Genomic DNA, 16,648 nt, shown 5'->3' with positions numbered 1-16,648 from the left:
TTCACTTCTGGAATGACAAATCTTAAATGTTTACTTAAACAGATCGGCAATCACCCTGGGAGAGGCCACAACCTTTATTTGATTTACTTCAGCTTTTGAAATCACCGAATTGGAACCATCTTCCCATTCAATTTCAACTTTATCCATAAACAAAAATAAGGAGTTTGGTCGAGGATTACGATTGGCAAATAAAATATTTTTACTAAATCCCCCAGGGATCACAATCTCTTCGTTTTCAATGATTTCATAAACATCATTGGGACTTTTGATGAGACTATTTGTGGAAGTTAAATGGTATCTTACTTTTCTGATAGTTTTAAATGAATTATTAAAAATTTGAATGATGACATCTCTTCCTGTTCCTAAATTAAATTGATAATTCTGTGCATAGAGATCTGTTGTTGCAAAATCATTCAATATGATCGAATATTTTTTTGGATTTTGGATTAATGGTTTTAGTTTACGTTTTGTAACTTCGATTTCAGAAACCATCGCATCATATTCTTTAATTAATTTTCCTTCCACCTCCTCCAATGCGATTAAGTTTCCATCCTCAGGAGATTTATCTCCAAAAAATGGACTTACAAATACCAACGGAAACCAAGCATACTCTTTTTTCCTTATCGATTGTTCTATGGGTTTCCTCTTATCGAAAAAATAGGGACTCGAAACCGTAAACTGAACTGTTTCAACCGCGTCATAATAACATGGTATCAAAGTAATGGTAAGTATACTTAGCAAACATAAAAACGGTGAATTGTTTGCTTTATACTTTCTTTTTTCTTCGATTTCAACTTTAAAAAAATCAGAATTCGGATCATATAACAAACTTCCAACCATTTGCCCAGGTTGTAAGGAAAAAGATTTATCATAGATGAATGGTTTTGGAGAGTTAGAGGTTTGTGAAGATTGTGAAGGTTGTGATGCATTCTTCTTGAAAACATTTTTCTCATAAGAAGGGTTTTGGATTTTCTCATAGAACGTAATGCAATTGAAACTTATCATGAGAAATAAACATGGAAAGATTAATTTTTTTTTCATTTGAACTTCACTCGGGAAAAGTTTTGCACAAATCATTCTAAACTGTAAATAATTTTTTAACAAATAAACCCTTGTTTTCCTCACCAGAATTGGTGAGAAAAACAAAACATTGAAACTGACTGTTTTTCTGGCAGTATCTCGATTCGAATCAATCCAATTCTTTAGATTTTGAAAAAATCAATCGTTTGCCTTAAGTTAGCTGCCTTATTGGATAAGGCCGCACAAAGTTTGTCAATATCACTTGCAAACTGATTTAAATATTCAGTTCCTTCTGTGATACTTGCGATACTTTTTGCTAGTTCTTCGGATGTCCTTGCTTGTTCATTTGTATTTTGTTCAATCTCCATCGCTCTGTTGGTTAGTTTTTCGAAACTCTCTTTTACATTTTTTACAAGTTCCAGTTGTTTTTTTGTCATGACACTGGACTGTTTGATGAGATCGATTGTGGTGTGCACTGAGCTTTCAATTTGTTTGAAGGTTTTTTCTGTATTGGAAACAGCATCTCTTCCCGATTTTGTGGAAATGGATGCTTGGGACACTGCTTCCAAAATTCGTTTTGTATTGGATAGTGTTTGTTCTCCTAACTTGGAAATCTCACTCGCAACGACTGCAAAGCCACGTCCAGCATCCCCTGCCCTCGCGGCTTCAATCGAAGCATTGAGTGATAAAAGTCCAATTTTATCAGAAATTTCACCAATCACTTGGATGACATTGGAAGTATGGTCTACACTTGATTCGATACCTGACATAGCTGAAAGTGTAGACAACAAGGCATTTTGTCCTAATTTCGTTTCTTCTTCCATTTGTTTGGTTTCTTTTTCAGTTAAACTCATCAAATCATGGATTGATCCAATGGAAGATTCCATTTCGAGGACTAAATCTTTAGCTTCTATTGTGATTTCGTTTTGTTTTTTGGCTCCAAAGGCAGTCGAACGAATGCTTGCTGACATTTCTTCGACTCCAGCAGACATTTCTTCAGAAGAAGAAGCCTGTTCCATCATCGCCTGAGTTAAACCTTGTGTTTGTGTTGCAATGATTTTAGCATCGGATTTTACTTTGTCTGATTCTTCTAAAACATCCGAAGTGATTTTGCGAATGTTTAAGATAAATGAATTCAAAGAAATTGATCCATGCCCCAACTCATCCGTCGAAATGATAGGAACTGACTCCCTTAAGTCACCATCTGCTAATTCCCGATAACGAGTTGCCATTTGGATGGTATTAAACTTCATAGCCTTCACAAAAAGAGAGGTTAATACAAAAATATTGACAGTGATAAAGGCTGCCATGAGGACCAATGTGAGTTCCGCATTTTGAAGTTGGATGAATTGAGTGACTTCGGCAACCAAAAGGTATCCCAAGGCAGTTAACGTCATACTAAACACTGCAGACATCGTAAAAAAGATTCGTGCATAAATGCCGACTTTCGGGATTGTATGAGACTCTAAAGGTAAATCTTTTAGTTCCTTTGTTACCAAAACCTCAGTGATAACAAGCTCTGTTAGAAAAAAATGAGATACACCTAATACTGGATAAATGAGCAATGGCAAAATCACATAAGGTAATGATTCCACAATCGTGGGAGTAAAAAATTGAAAGGTAACAAATGCAGCGAATGGAATCCCAAAAGACCATTGCACTAAAAAATACCAAGAATTCTTTTTCGGGAACTCGAGTAGTTGTAATTTGATATTTTGTTTTTCTAGGAGATTTAAATTCTGAAAAGATTCGGGAATTGTTTTTCGAAGTAATTTCTTTAACTTCAGAAATCGAACCGTAGGAACTATGTACGATGAAAAGAGAGCAATCGTTGCACCCAAGACAACTAACAACGATTTATCGAATGTATACATCCCACCAATGATTATAAATAATACGGCTGTCGGCACAGCAAGAACTGCTGTCAGTAATTCTAAACCAATTGTCAACCTCCAACAAATTGCCTTTACTTTAGTTTCATCCATCCCAGAAAATCCTTTTCTGGACATTGTAAAAATAAGATATTAACGTATAGTATTATTTTGATGTACGTGTATAAACCCCATTCCAATCGACAGGTGGTGGGTTTTGGAAAAGACTTTGGCAACGTTTGATGAGTAAATGACTGCTTATATCTTCTCTTTGGTATAATTTAGAAACATTCTGAAAATGTTCGATGGCTTTTTCCCAATTGCGACCCAAATACATTTCAAATCCCAATTCATATTCGCGTTCTGCTTGTCTCATCACATCGGTTACGTCTTTTTGTAATGATTCTAAACTATAAATTTTAACAGGTGCTTCTTTTCCTTTTACACGGATCCAATCCAAAAAACGGAAATGGAATTCGTCCTTACAAACTGATTCGATGCTTTCTGAAACCAAAATGGAAACCCCATAGTCCTTTGCAGCTGCTTCTAACCTAGCCGCTAAATTCACACTGTCTCCCATCATGGTATAAGAAGCCAAACTATCAGTTCCCATAAACCCAACTTTCGCCAAACCACAGTTAAGTCCTATGCGAAACACCATAGCACGTGCAAGTGGTGTAAATTCATTGTTTTCATTCCATTTGGTACGAAGTTTTTCTAGTTCGGATAACATCTCCAATGCAGATTTACATGCCATTTTTGGGTGGTCTTTATATTGAATCGGTGCTCCAAAAATGCCAACAATTGCATCACCGATGTATTTATCCAAGGTTCCAGAATTGGATTTCAAAACGAGTGTCATCGCAGAAAGGTATTCATTGAGTAATTTGGCAAGGTCTGTTGCGCTTAACTCTTCACTAATCGTAGAAAATCCTGCCACATCAGAAAAAAATGCGGTGATTTCCCACTCCCCTCCTTGTTTGAGGGAGTCCATATTCTCGAGAGCCACACTCACAACACCTGGATCCACTAAGTTCCTTAAGATGTTGTTAAATTTACGTTTTTCCTTTCCTTCCGTATAGGTTAAATAGGCAAATCCCAACAAATAGGAAATAGGAAATCCCAATACAAAAGAATAGGTAGATATCACAAAATCCATTCGATACAAAATGTAAAACAATCCAACAAACATAGATATGGCGATGATTGGATATAAATTTTTCAAAAGGTGCCATTGGTTGATAAAAAGGATCAGAACTCCTATGAGTAATACCAAAATGGTAAAGCTGATACCATAGGATTCAGGTAACTCTTTTAACAAATGGCCCTCTGTTAGATTGGATGCAAAAACCGCCTGTGCAATCACTCCAGGGAACAAACCATGAGGGGTCACCACATCATCATGGGTAGCAGCGGCGGATGTCCCGATCAAAACAATTTTGTTTTCAAACAAACTTGGGGGGACAAGTAAATCGTTTGGATCTTCCACTTCTCCTGAATTCAATTTTTCCAGTGATTCAATGATTCCAGAAGCAGAGTAACGAGGAATATTTCGTAATTCTGCTTCCGAATAAAAATAGGCACGAACCATTCCATCTTTACCAAGTGGTACAACACGTTTTAAATTTTCTTTTGTTAACAAAAGATTAGAATCCATCGTTTCAATTTGATAAGGTTCCCCCAAAACAAATGCTTGTAGGGCTAAAGTAGGAAAGTACAAACCGTTCCACATAACAACGGGAGAAAATCTCCGCAAAATTCCATCACTATCCGCTCTCACATTTACCACATGGACCATTGGTGCCGTTTCTCCAATTTTACCTATGGGAAACGATGCATTTTCGTATTGGGGAAAGGGTAACGTTGTTTGCAAATTGACACGAAACCTCTGACTGATTTCGTTTATACCTTGTCTTGGGATCACAATCCCACCATCTCGAAAATTGGCTGCATGAGAAATTTCCCCCAAACTCTCGTTTGCTGTCACGATGGCTTCATCGTAATCAGATCTCTCTGTAAACATAATATCGATGATTGTGATTTTAGGTGGAGTGAGTAATTTCGTATAACCAATTAAAGTTGGATAGATATGCCGTTTCCATGGCCACTGTCCAAGTTCCGGATGATCTGCATATTTTGCGATGCTTAGTTCATCAATGTCGATGATGACAATGTCTTTCGAAAAAAAATGATGGGATGGTAAGATATGAAAAAATGCATCCGATAACTTTCGATCTAATGTTGTTGAAAACCGAAAAAAGGAAATGAAAGTCATGAAGATCGCAGGGATCACCACCATTAATATGATTGGGATAAATATTTTGTATTTCTTCATTTTGCGATTCTAATTTTATATTCACTCCACCGGTCAACGACGAGCGGGGCGCCATCAGTGGATACCGACTGCTCGGCAAATACCAGTTTTGCGATTCTGATATTGGTTTCAGGGTGAGTTTTTTTTAAGAGTTCAGTTCCTTCCGCTTTTGACATGGCATTCAAATAACTGGACAATCCCAAAGGTGAATAACCTACTTGCGAAACAAGACCCACTGCCGCTTCATCTGCTTCCAATTCAACTTTAGCATCGCGACCTGTTTCAAAAAATTGTTTTTCCATTTCTCCGATTGCTGTTGCCATCGCAGTATTTACTACCTCACTACCAGGAGGTGTTAAAAGTCCCGAAAGGATATCAATCCATACATTGGATTCTGTAAATTCTCCATTATGGAACAAGATCACATGACCCATCTCATGGGCAATGATCCCCGCAAGTTCTGCTTCCGTTTGGATCTTTTTCAAACTACCGGTTGTTAAAAATAAATAACCACCCGGGCATGAAAACGCATTGATTTCACTGGATTCTATCACACCAACACGAAACTCCAAATCCTTCCTCGACGAAACGGCTCCAAGTTTTGTGGCAATGGAATTGAGATAACGTGTAAGTTCTAAATCACGAACCAATGGATACCGTTTTAATAACCTGGCTGCAAGGGAACGACCGAGTTTCACTTCCGCCTTTGTTTCACCTAACACAAACAAGTCCCCTTTTAAATCCGCGTTAGACGTAACGATAGTTTCTAGTTGTTTATTCCTTTCTGGTTTTGTGTTCCTTGTATCAATCGTTAAGGGGACGGACTCAAGCCAACGTAAGGATTCGAAGTCATACAAATCACCTTCACCTCTCACTCGCATCTTTTGCGTTTCAGAAAGTCCTCTTGCAGCCGCCGTTTTTGTAAAATCGGAAGCCCTTTGCCTAGCAACAACAGCTTCACTGGAATTGGAAGTGATGCCCAATTTCATTTGGTTCCCTGGAGGCAAAGGAGAAACAAATAATTTTGAAACCCAACCTGTTTTCTCTTCCACGCGGACCTGTACAAAAAGTCCTTGTTCTTGAATTGGAGTTAGTACTTCTCCTACTTTTAAACCCAAACCTTCAGCATTCAACTTGGGTTGCGAGAGTAACTTTGCTTTGGTGCTTTGCACATAGACATTTCCTTTTGCAAAAACTGAAATTCCAAGTAAAAGAAAACCAATGAAATAATAATTCGATCTCATTTCCCTTGAATGTGATCTCTTCCTAAAGTTTGAAAACTCTTTTTTTACTTTTGACTTTCGTATTGACAATTCTTATGAATCCATTGTGATGAATGGGCGATGAAACATTTTTTTCTTATCCTCTTTTTATCTTTTGCCATCTTCGTAGGATGCAAAAAAGAAAAAGATGAAAGTAATTCACTGAGTGCCTTAGTCACACGTTTTTTTATCCGAAGTTTATTATCATCCAGTATCAATTCAGAGCTACCTTCCAATCTAAGTGTGGCCGTTCCAAGGTCCATTCGTAAGCCTTCTAGTGGACTCGGCGCCAGTTTGCAAACCAAACGCAAAACATCGAAAATGAATTTTACAAATAAAGGCATTGCACAGGACACTTTGGACTATGGTTTTACTGGACAAAACTTTTTAACCGAAGGTACGGGGATCGTTGCCGAAATCTTACGCGACTCCAAAAAAGATTTAGTACTCATTAGTGGTTCCTATACAATCGCAAAAGCAAGTCCTGGAGTTTGTATCCCTGGTGGAACGTCTACGGTGCGCATCACACAAGCGATGGAAGATGAATTTTTAGAAGGGATCGAAAGGCTTGGTCTCAGTACAGAAGAAGCAAGAGGAGAACTCGTCAGTTTGCAAAATGAAGGATTATTGCCTTTCATTGGCCAAGCCGTACCAACTCCAGCGATGGTTTTCAGGAACTTAAGTAATAATGAATATGATATTGAAGTGGAGTATTCGTTTGCCGATTCGCTTGGTACCCCCCAACCTTGCCCAGCAAACAACAAATTCCAAAAAAGTATCAAATTCAAAAATGACAAAACAAAGGTTTTGAGTTCCATCAGTCGTTCGCTAAAGGTATTTGGTATCTCGCTAAGTGTTGATGCCTCTATCACTTACATCACACAAAACGGAAAAAAAGACAAAGCAATCCTCAATATCAAACAAGTCACTTCGGGTTCGGGCAACACTGATAAATCCACAACCAGATTTACCTTTGAAGAATGTGCGAATGATACAAATGCCAACGCTAACAATTGTGTGACTCTGAATTATAGCAATGTATACGATGATGCCGCCGGTAACAAAATTACCACTTCCGTAAAAGGTCGCACCAATGATTTCGGTGGTTATGTGTTAACGGAATACATTGACAATGCTGACAACTTTGAATACTACTTAACAGAAACCTATGATAACAATGGGGACATTACTTATTTTGCAGTTGATTATTATGATATTGATGCACCTGTAAATGATGAATATGAAGAACTTGGGGTCCTCGATACCGACTTATACGGAGAGTTTATCGAAACAGCGTATAGCTTTGAATGGGATGTGTATGTGGACTTTACCATCACTCCTCCTGGTGCTGGAATTGGTTCCGGAGCCTACTCTGCCTATGATGCCTTTGTCATCATGCCCGCGGGAGTGGATCCAGATGATTTTCCAGATGAATACATCGGGTGGGGTGAATTTTATGAAAACGAATCCGATTCCACAGTTTCCTATTACGTAGACTTTTATGGCCAAGCAAACCAAGTAGCGACGGCAGTCGTGTACCGGTATGAAGTAGATGCAAATGGAAATGAAGTATACACTCCCCTAGCAGATGTTATTTACCAATTATAAAAATCATCAATCGAAATAGTAGTTCAATAAAATCCGAAAAGAATATAGAATCGTATGTCAAAAAAACCCTTCCAGAACCCAAGCGGACCCGTAAAATCAAAATCCAAATTTCGATTTTTCCTTCTAGTTACATTCCTTTTTGCATTATCAAACTATCCAAAATCTATGTTCGCTTCCGAACCTTTCCACAACTTACATGGATTTTATGGAGAACGAGCGGCGGGACTTGCCGGTGCCTTTACGGCAATCGCTGATGACCCGTCTGGTGCCTATTACAACCCTGCGGGACTTGGGTTCACCCATAACGATGGGATTTCCATATCTGCCAGTAATTTTAAAGATGTGAAACGTAGTTATATCAATATAGATACTCCAGGACAAAGATACAACCAAACCCACCAAGGTTTTGATCCCAATTTCATTGGACTTTTAAAAAACTTTGACCGGTGGAAATTTGCATTTTCGATTGTGAATACATACAATTATTCGTACAACCGAGTGGACCAAGTAAACTACCCACTTGTTTCTCCTTCTATCAATTCCACAAGGAATTATACAAAAGAAAGGTACAACCAACTCCTTGTAGGGCCTAGTTTAGCATACCTTGTAAACGACAAACTCTCTTTAGGTGCTACACTTTATTATATGAATGATACCAAGGAAGCTTCGAGGACACAATTCCAACAGTTTTCAGATTTGAGTTATGTGATGCGTTCTTATGTGGACAACAGAAAGACTACAGGTCTTATGCCAGTGTTTGGAATCCAATACCAACCCAATCCAAAACTCTCCCTTGGAATGAGTTACCGCAGGATTTTTGTTACAGGTGGAGACAGATTGTACAATGAAGTGTATGCTGATTCCACAAGACGGCCCGGAACATCAGCCATTGATTTCATAGAAGGAACAGGTGAAAGTGCCTCCTCCATCGAACAAGGTGTCCTCACTCAAAAACCAAAACTCATCACATCCATCCCCCAAACATCCGAAATGCGGTTTGGTGTGGCATTTTTCCCAACAGCCAGATTCCTTGCATCCTTTGATATGATCCATACCTCCGGTTATAAGATAAGAAGGAACCAGGATGAAATTAGCACATTAGGAAGAAGGGTCACGTATACAATCAATGACACTGAAGTGAGAGAACTCACTCGTATCTCCACCACCAATTTTGCGGCAGGCATGGAGTACTACCTTGCTGACACCTTTGCCGTACTTGGTGGGATTTACACAAACGAACCCAATACAAAACCCATTTCATGGACAGAGTCTGCTGTTGATTTGTACTTACAAAATACATTTGGAAACCAAGTTTCTCAATCGTCGGGAGAAACGAGCGTGGTTTATAAGGTAGCAAGGTCTGGTACAAATCCACGAAACGAATACTCGAGGAATCGGGGTTTGAGTTTAGGATTCTCTTGGGTCACTTCAAAATCATCAGTTTCCGTCACCTACATCCGCGAACTTGGTTATGGAACTTCTAGGATTGACCCCAATTCACTTGCCCAATCCTTTGAATACAGTGCTCATTCCATTTACATCATGGTGAGTTCCAGAAACTAAACTATTTTTTTGATTTGGGATTGGATTCAAAAAAGTCTTTTGCATCCGTATACCCTGCTGCCAAAAGTATTTCCGCCTGCTCTTTTTTAAAGTTTAAGATACTCCCAAGACCTAACATTTGTTTTGGGGCGATGACAGAAATTTTTGCTTTGGTAAATTGGGTACGCAAACCTAAGAAAAAATTTTCAATTGATGTCAAGCCATCCATAACAGATTTTCTGTATTCCAATCCTTGTTCGACACTTCGATAGGATCCAAGTAAATAAAGTTCAAATAACCTTTCCAAGGCCTCGTCTTTGGTCACTGGAGTTTCCATAATCGTCGAACTTCCTACAGGCGAAAGTAATACCACCACAATGTCAGATGCTTCATGGGTTAATGCAGGTAAAATAGGAGTATTTGCCATCACTCCTCCGTCCCAATATGGTTCCCCATCAATCATCTGCCAAGGAAAGATCATGGGGATCGCGGATGAAGCAAGGATGTGTTCGATTTGCAATTTTGGATTTTCAAAAAACCGAAGTTCTGAACTGAGAATATTCACTGCAGAAATGATCACTTTTGTTTTTGTTTGGTTTAATTTTGTAAAATCCAGATGTTCATGGATGAATTTTTTAAGGGGATAAGTCTCTACGAGTGGATAATATTTCCTTCTGAAAAACCCTTTCAGCATATTCCAAATCGAATAACGCATGATATGCTTTTGGTTAAGTTGTAACCATAAATTGGATAACTCTTTGGAATCCATTCCAGACCCAATGGCACAAGCATTGATTGCACCAACAGAAGTCCCACAAATGATGTCTGGTTTCCATCCAATCTCTTCTAGGTACCGCAATACTCCGGCTTGGTAGGCTCCCCTCGCTCCACCACCTGACAATACTAATGCTTTCTTTTTTGCCATTCTACTTACCGCTTACAAAGATATCTCGTCCAGTGACGTAACGTTCCTTCCACCATTTTTCATTGAGTGATTGGATGACAACACCTCTGCTAGTTGAGGCATGGATAAAATTTCCATTTTCTAATACTAAACCGACATGAGTGATTTTTTTTGTATTGGGGGAAGCCGAAAAAAAGACCAAATTTCCAATCTCTTGTTTTTCTCGGGAAACAAAGTTTCCAATAGTTGCTTGGTCTCTTGCCGAACGTGGGATGGCTTTCTCCTTCATACCAATTTTTGTATCAGTGAGTATGGATTTGGTAAGACCTGAACAATCAATGCCACGTTTGGAATACCCACCATACAGATAAGGCGTTCCAATCCACTGCCTTCCCACTGGATCCACAAGTTTTCGTTTGGATTCTTGTTTTTCTGGAGAAAGGACTAAACTCGTTTGTTCTTCGATAAAAATCAAACTAGGATCTAATTTTGGTCTTTCTTTTTTGATCCAATTGCCTTCTTCATTCCAAAGGATTTCTGTTCGGCGGTTTGACACCTTAAAATCCGAAATGGAATTTTTGCCATTCAAAACAGAAATTGTATCTTCGATCACCAAACTCCATTTTTCATCATCCACAAGTCCTTTGGAATCTGATTTGATCTCAATGAATATTTTTTTCTGTTTTTCGGGATTTAAACTTGTTACTTTATTTGGTAATTTTTTTTCGAGAAGATTGAACACCAAACTAGAATTAGGTTCCTGTTTTCGAAGTAAAACATAAAGTCTTCCTGCAACAAAAATGGTATCTCCTGTCCAACGTTTCTTTTTTGCCAATTGGAAAAATTGAATGATCTCTTCTTCTGGGACTTGGCTTAAGTTCATCTCACGATAGAATTTTCCAAAAAAAGGGATTTCGGCTTTCGATGGTTTGGTGGTGATGAAATAGGGAATCAGGTCTTCTACCTCTTCCCAATCATAACCGTGGTCCTGTAAAATGACAAATCGTTCCACTTCCAAGGCAAATTCAGACGGGCTCATGGATTCAAACACAGCCCATACGCGAAGGGATTCGATGGTATCTTGGATTTGTTTTTGGTTGGCCCGGTCTCCCAATTTCTTTCGGATTTCATTTCGGATGAGTAAGGTTTCTTGTTTGTTGTATCCCGACTTAAGTAAGTTATCTAAGTTTTGAGAGTGTAAAAGAAAGGGAAATAGGAAAATAAAAAGGATAAACCATCGGCCTGTCATACGGAAAGAAAATTCTGAAAACATGATCCAATGAGTAGACTGTGAATCCTTCATTGTAAAGAAGGATTTATGAATTTCTCTCGGTTCATTCTGATTTTCTCAACTGAAGATATGTATCCTAGTTCAATCAATCGTTCGTAGGCAAACCAATCGAGTAACCCAAAATTATTGGTTGGGATTTGCAAAAACAAATCGGATATTTTTTCAGTTTGGCGGATCCTTTCCCGACTCGATGCCAAAATGGAACGAATGATGATGTCACCAATGGGAGGGAATTTGGGTTTCATTAGGTCTTGGAAATTGATTAGGTTAGTCATTTGAAAGAAGGGATTTGTCATCACACCAGGCCGATTCGGATCAAAGTAATCACAAAGTTCACGGTCTTGGTCTGGATAAATATCTCCAAATACATCAACGGAAATCACCTTGCCCACACCACGTTCCTTTAAGGTAATGCCTGGCACATTGTCGAGAACCCCGCCATCAACATACACAATCCCTTCATTGATAAAAGGTGGGACCACTCCAGGGATCGAAGTACTCGCACGAATGGCTTTCCACAAACTCCCCCTTTCTTGCACTTCGATTTCGGAATGGGATAAGTCAGTCGCAATCGCAAAATAAGGAATCCATAAATCTTCTATTTGGATCTCTCCAAAAAATTCACGGATGGCTTCCGTATACTTACGTCCAGTCGTGAGTGATAAAACAGGGATTGTGTACTCATTCAAGAGCTCCCTGGAAACCCAAAATTCTTTGGCTTTGGCTTTACTTGCTTCACTGGATTCTCCCATGGCAATGAGGGCAGAAAAAATCGCACCTGCACTTGTACCAGAAACCATATCGATGGGAATTGAATTTTCTTCTAAGGCCTTTAACACTCCTAAGTGAGCAAAACCTTTTGCGGCACCACCACCGAGTGCAAGGCCAATGGATTTTCCAAGTAAACCCCTTCCCAATCGTTCCCAAGTATCCATCCGTTCCATATGAACATGGTAATGGCGTTCGTACCTTCGTTTTTCTAAATGTTTGATGGTACCTGTGATCACTGAATTTTTGTCTGGTTGGATTAAAACCAATACATGGTTTCTATCGTGATACTTACGTTTGTCGATAAAAGCTTCTAATTCGATACAAGTTGGCGTTTCACATGCATCTTTGATATACACAAAACTATCAGATTGGCGGAGAGCCCTTTCCGCAAACGAGCTGATACTTTTTCCATCTTTTAAAATGTAAAAGATATAATCATATTCTGATTCAATCTGAGTGAAAAATCGAATGATCCAAGGCTCGCGGTCGGCTTCTTCTAATTTCTCAAGTTCCTTAACTCTTTCGTTAAACATGGATTCGTCGACCACATAAAACGAACCATACCTCAAAAAAACAAGACCGAGGTAATGGATGGCATCTAAAATTGTTTTTTCAGGAAGAGAGGATAATAAAGAAAATGTTTTTGCTTGTGGCACAAAAGGTTTCGATTCGGTTTTTGCATGCGCAAGCCTTTCTGCGATGATTTTAGTGATTTGCAAAAGGCTTTCTGGGTATTTGACGAGGATGGAAAGTGCCACTTCTCTTGGAACTCGGATGAGTTCCGAATCACGCACTGCTTTGACAGTTGCAGAACGTTTTTCACCGGTAAACAAACTGAGTTCCCCAATGATATCAAGTCGTTTGAATTCCCCGCTATCACGCAAACTTCCATCCGCCCCACGTTTCTCATAACGAAGTTTCCCTGCAGCCAAGATGTACAAATCATTCCCTATGGAATTTTCTAAAAATAAAACCTCTCCTCCTTTTAAGAATTCCCGGACCGTATGGTCCATCATCTCACGAAGGACCGAATGTGGGAGATTTTTGAATAAATCCGCTAAGGTGAGGTACTGGGCCAGGGCAGGATTTTTTGATTTTCGGATCCGTTTCACAACAACTGTTTTTAACTCTTCTTTTTAAAATTACAAGTAACCTTTTTGTTATCGTTCGCTCTTCGGAAAGATTCTTTAAAAAAAAAGAAGAGTAGTCATAATTCTTCCCCGCCTACAATAGGAAAGGAGAAGTCATTATGATAGCAAGTTTACGTGGAAAATTACTCCAATTAGAAATCGATCGTTTGGTGGTCGAAGTTTCAGGTGTTGGTTATGAAGTGATGATTCCCTTTCCCCTTCATCTAGAATGCAAAGAGAAACTTGGACAGGAGATTTTTATCCATACCTACCACTCCATTACAGACCGCGCACAACGGTTGTTTGGCTTTGCACAAAAAAAAGATCGAGAATTATTCGAACTCATCAAATCCCTACATGGGATTGGCGAACTCACTGCCTTAAAAATTTTATCATTTTTCCAAGCAGATGATTTGTACCAAATTGCAAAAGCAGATGATAAAAAAACCTTAGAAAAAATCCCAAAAGTAAAAGGGAAAACTTCTGAAAAAATTCTATTTGAAATCAAACAAAACCTAAAAAAATTCGAAATCTTTTTAAACGAAGGAACAACGGAAAACAATGTTTTGGATCGAGAAACCGATTTGGCAACCCTTGCCCTCATCCAACTGGGTTTTGACGAAAAAACTGCCACAAAACAAGTATCAGATGCAAAGAAAAATCATCCAGGACTTAGTGCTTCTGACATTGTGAAACAAGTGATCACAGGCACCAAATGACTAAAACATGCGGTGCAAATACCAAGTGTTTTTGATTTTGATAAAATTAGGATTGATGAGATAACGTTCTAACTTAGGATCTTTTGGAAATCGAAATTTGATTTCTACTTCTTCACTCGATCCAATATAAAAATCTAAAACAACAGGACCCGCTTCCAAAAAAACATCACGGATGGTTAGGTTTCCACTACTTCCCTTTGTTTGGTTTAGTTTCGTTTGATTGATATAATAGAGGGCGAAGTATCCATCAGGATCGTTTAAGTCTTCCTCTACTTCCTGAATGGTCCAGTATCCTTTGGCATCCACAAACAATCCTGTTTCTTTTTCTACATAAGACAACAAATGCCGAAAATGCCCTTCACATAAATCAAGTAATAATTGTTTGGTTACAAATAAAACCATGGTTTTATCAAAATTGGTGATGCCTTTTCCATAAATGGCTCCCATGGTAACGGGAAAAGGGCATTGGATTTTACGTGTTTGGACTTCGTTTGCTGACGGATTCAATCCATTGGCTTTCTCTCGATTGGGAAGAAAACAGGAATTTAAAAAACAAATGAGGATAAGAAATACGACACCATTCCAAAGAAACATACAATTCTTTTGATTAGGGACTTTTGGAATCATAACCAGGCAATGTTTTCGCATTACATCGTTTTGTTGAGGAGGTCCTCAAACAAATCCCCTGAATACATTTCAAGAGCACCATTACTTGCAGAGATGATTTTTTTTCCAGCTTCTGTAACATCAAAATTGCCGATCACATATCCTTTGGATGCGCCTAAATCTTCCATTTGGTTTGTCATCTCTCGTAGAAATACATCCGATACCTTAGCATCTTTCCACTTTCGCACTCGAAATAATGCCCGTTTGTTTACATCTTCTTTTGAGGAAGCAAGCAAATTGACACCATCTGCTTCGGGATTGGAAATTTCTTTTGTCACCCGGTAACCAAGGCTCATCACCATTCGGGTAGCTTGGTTTTTAAAATTGGTTCCAGGAAGGCTTATGAATTTTTCAAATTTATCTAAGCCAAGCATGTCCAATTTGGATGTTAGTTTTTTTCCATTTTCATCCACCATCCCCTTGATGTTAAATGGTTTGGAGGATCGCATCCCACTCAGTTCGAAATAACGTGAGTTCGGGAAAATATTCACAGATAATAAATTCAATTCACGTGTTAGGTCGTATTCATGGGTCAAGGATTCAACGGTCCCAGTGCCCCTTTCCAAACGGTATTTTAAATTCGCAAGGGCAATCACATCAGGATCATCCAATCGTTCTGCTTCTGCTTCGATTAGGTATTCGGCCCCTTCCTCATACCTACCCATATAGGTTGTGATCATCGCAAAATGGATGCTACACTCTGTGATTTCACTTTGCCATGCGTTGAGTTTTGCCATCTCAAGGCATAACCTTCCATACTTTAGAGCCTCCGGGAAATTTTGCATAAGGATGGCTTCTGTCATAAGGAACTGGAATAAAGTGAACCTAACAAATTCGTCTTCGATTTGTTCACTGATGGCGATGGCAGTTTTCACTGCCTCCTTGTGTTTGTTTTCCCTGGAAAGGGAAAGTGCATACAAAAATCCGGAGACAGGAGTTTTTTCGAGTTTATAAGCTTTTTCAAAGTAATCTCTTTCCTTTCCCCCACCCGTGACCCCTGAGATCACACCCTTCGCGATGTAAAACGAAGTGAGATTTATTTTTTCTTCCGGGATTCGGGAAAAAAAATGGTCAGCAATTTTGAATTCTTTTTGTCCGAGGGCCATAAATCCCAATCGGATGCATGCAATTGGATTGGAGCGGTCGGTTTGCAGGGTATCGAGGTAGTGGAAAAACGCCTCTTCAAAAAAATCTTTGTTATAATAAATCTCCGCAATCCGGTTCGAAACCGTGACGGGATCAATTTCCTTGTTGTATCGATTGTTTTTTTTGATGATTTCGAGGTGTTTGGCTTCGTTTAACGGGTCATTTTCCATGGCATAAATTTTTGCCATCACGTAGTGACCATAGGGGTTTTGGTGGTCTTCTTCCAATTTTTCCCGAACTAGGGCGCGAGCATCTAGAAAATTCCCTAAAGTTGCAAGGCTTAGGGCTTTGGCATAACTATCCCGCCTTTGACCAATGACAAAGGTCAAGAGAAAGCCTAGCATAATCACAGCGGCTCCTACAAAGATAAAAAATGCCAAATTCGAATCCTTCCTAAATTCCTA

Annotated in this window: 12 protein-coding genes; 3 read left to right on the top strand and 9 right to left on the bottom strand. The window is 39.0% G+C overall.

All coding sequences use genetic code 11. From position 1 onward, the window contains the following. Positions 1 to 30: 30 nt before the first annotated feature. The 4 genes from EHQ62_RS06610 to EHQ62_RS06595 all read right to left on the bottom strand — a co-directional run bounded on the left by EHQ62_RS06610 (position 31) and on the right by EHQ62_RS06595 (position 6,449). Positions 31 to 1,041: a hypothetical protein gene (locus EHQ62_RS06610; RefSeq protein WP_135641392.1), complete on the bottom strand. Its 1,011-nt coding sequence runs from the start codon at positions 1,039 to 1,041 to the stop codon at positions 31 to 33. Between the two features lie 161 nt (positions 1,042 to 1,202). Next, positions 1,203 to 3,005, bottom strand: a complete 1,803-nt coding sequence (locus EHQ62_RS06605; protein ID WP_135641391.1) for a methyl-accepting chemotaxis protein — start codon at positions 3,003 to 3,005, stop codon at positions 1,203 to 1,205. A 52-nt stretch (positions 3,006 to 3,057) separates the two neighbouring features. Then, a complete protein-coding gene (locus EHQ62_RS06600) occupies positions 3,058 to 5,226 on the bottom strand; it encodes an adenylate/guanylate cyclase domain-containing protein (RefSeq protein ID WP_135641390.1) in 2,169 nt (722 codons plus the stop codon). Then, positions 5,223 to 6,449 (bottom strand): M48 family metalloprotease, encoded by a 1,227-nt coding sequence (locus EHQ62_RS06595; protein WP_135641389.1) that lies wholly within the window; start codon positions 6,447 to 6,449, stop codon positions 5,223 to 5,225. The genes EHQ62_RS06600 and EHQ62_RS06595 overlap by 4 nt, the downstream gene beginning before the upstream one ends. A gap of 99 nt (positions 6,450 to 6,548) precedes the next feature. Between EHQ62_RS06595 and EHQ62_RS06590 the strand changes: the two genes are divergently transcribed. Next, positions 6,549 to 8,075: a hypothetical protein gene (locus tag EHQ62_RS06590; protein WP_135641388.1), complete on the top strand. Its 1,527-nt coding sequence runs from the start codon at positions 6,549 to 6,551 to the stop codon at positions 8,073 to 8,075. Positions 8,076 to 8,129: 54 nt separating this feature from the next. After that, positions 8,130 to 9,638, top strand: coding sequence for an OmpP1/FadL family transporter (locus EHQ62_RS06585; protein WP_135641387.1), 1,509 nt, complete (start codon positions 8,130 to 8,132; stop codon positions 9,636 to 9,638). A 1-nt stretch (position 9,639) separates the two neighbouring features. On the opposite strand, the gene EHQ62_RS06580 is transcribed toward EHQ62_RS06585, so the two are convergent. Genes EHQ62_RS06580 through EHQ62_RS18785 form a run of 3 tightly spaced genes read right to left on the bottom strand, consistent with a single transcriptional unit; the run spans position 9,640 to position 13,695 of the window. After that, the gene (locus EHQ62_RS06580) at positions 9,640 to 10,542 is read right to left on the bottom strand and encodes a patatin-like phospholipase family protein (protein WP_135641386.1); all 903 of its coding nucleotides are present in this window, start codon (positions 10,540 to 10,542) and stop codon (positions 9,640 to 9,642) included. Position 10,543: 1 nt separating this feature from the next. After that, entirely contained in the window at positions 10,544 to 11,794 is a 1,251-nt protein-coding gene (locus EHQ62_RS06575) for a C40 family peptidase (RefSeq protein ID WP_208720631.1), read from the bottom strand. A 26-nt stretch (positions 11,795 to 11,820) separates the two neighbouring features. Continuing rightward, positions 11,821 to 13,695, bottom strand: coding sequence for a patatin-like phospholipase family protein (locus EHQ62_RS18785; protein WP_135641385.1), 1,875 nt, complete (start codon positions 13,693 to 13,695; stop codon positions 11,821 to 11,823). A 137-nt stretch (positions 13,696 to 13,832) separates the two neighbouring features. On the opposite strand from EHQ62_RS18785, the gene ruvA reads away from it, so the two are divergent. Further along, entirely contained in the window at positions 13,833 to 14,432 is a 600-nt protein-coding gene (gene ruvA / locus EHQ62_RS06565) for a Holliday junction branch migration protein RuvA (protein ID WP_135641384.1), read from the top strand. On the opposite strand, the gene EHQ62_RS06560 is transcribed toward ruvA, so the two are convergent. After that, positions 14,433 to 15,026, bottom strand: a complete 594-nt coding sequence (locus EHQ62_RS06560) for a hypothetical protein (RefSeq protein ID WP_135641383.1) — start codon at positions 15,024 to 15,026, stop codon at positions 14,433 to 14,435. A gap of 53 nt (positions 15,027 to 15,079) precedes the next feature. Then, positions 15,080 to 16,588 carry a tetratricopeptide repeat protein gene (locus EHQ62_RS06555; protein ID WP_244241661.1) on the bottom strand — a complete coding sequence of 503 codons (1,509 nt, stop codon included), beginning with the start codon at positions 16,586 to 16,588 and terminating at the stop codon, positions 15,080 to 15,082. Positions 16,589 to 16,648: the final 60 nt, after the last annotated feature.

This window comes from Leptospira jelokensis (assembly GCF_004769635.1).
Taxonomy (GTDB): Bacteria; Spirochaetota; Leptospiria; order Leptospirales; family Leptospiraceae; genus Leptospira_A; species Leptospira_A jelokensis.
This window is presented reverse-complemented; position numbering and strand designations above follow the sequence as displayed.

Excerpts from the sequence above, each read along its gene's own strand:
- EHQ62_RS06610 (WP_135641392.1), bottom strand. The coding sequence starts at position 1,041 with ATGAAAAAAAAATTAATCTTTCCATGTTTATTTCTCATGATAAGTTTC.
- EHQ62_RS06605 (WP_135641391.1), bottom strand. The coding sequence starts at position 3,005 with ATGGATGAAACTAAAGTAAAGGCAATTTGTTGGAGGTTGACAATTGGT.
- EHQ62_RS06600 (WP_135641390.1), bottom strand. The coding sequence starts at position 5,226 with ATGAAGAAATACAAAATATTTATCCCAATCATATTAATGGTGGTGATC.
- EHQ62_RS06595 (WP_135641389.1), bottom strand. The coding sequence starts at position 6,449 with ATGAGATCGAATTATTATTTCATTGGTTTTCTTTTACTTGGAATTTCA.
- EHQ62_RS06590 (WP_135641388.1), top strand. The coding sequence starts at position 6,549 with ATGAAACATTTTTTTCTTATCCTCTTTTTATCTTTTGCCATCTTCGTA.
- EHQ62_RS06585 (WP_135641387.1), top strand. The coding sequence starts at position 8,130 with ATGTCAAAAAAACCCTTCCAGAACCCAAGCGGACCCGTAAAATCAAAA.
- EHQ62_RS06580 (WP_135641386.1), bottom strand. The coding sequence starts at position 10,542 with ATGGCAAAAAAGAAAGCATTAGTATTGTCAGGTGGTGGAGCGAGGGGA.
- EHQ62_RS06575 (WP_208720631.1), bottom strand. The coding sequence starts at position 11,794 with ATGTTTTCAGAATTTTCTTTCCGTATGACAGGCCGATGGTTTATCCTT.
- ruvA (WP_135641384.1), top strand. The coding sequence starts at position 13,833 with ATGATAGCAAGTTTACGTGGAAAATTACTCCAATTAGAAATCGATCGT.
- EHQ62_RS06560 (WP_135641383.1), bottom strand. The coding sequence starts at position 15,026 with ATGTTTCTTTGGAATGGTGTCGTATTTCTTATCCTCATTTGTTTTTTA.
- EHQ62_RS06555 (WP_244241661.1), bottom strand. The coding sequence starts at position 16,588 with ATGCTAGGCTTTCTCTTGACCTTTGTCATTGGTCAAAGGCGGGATAGT.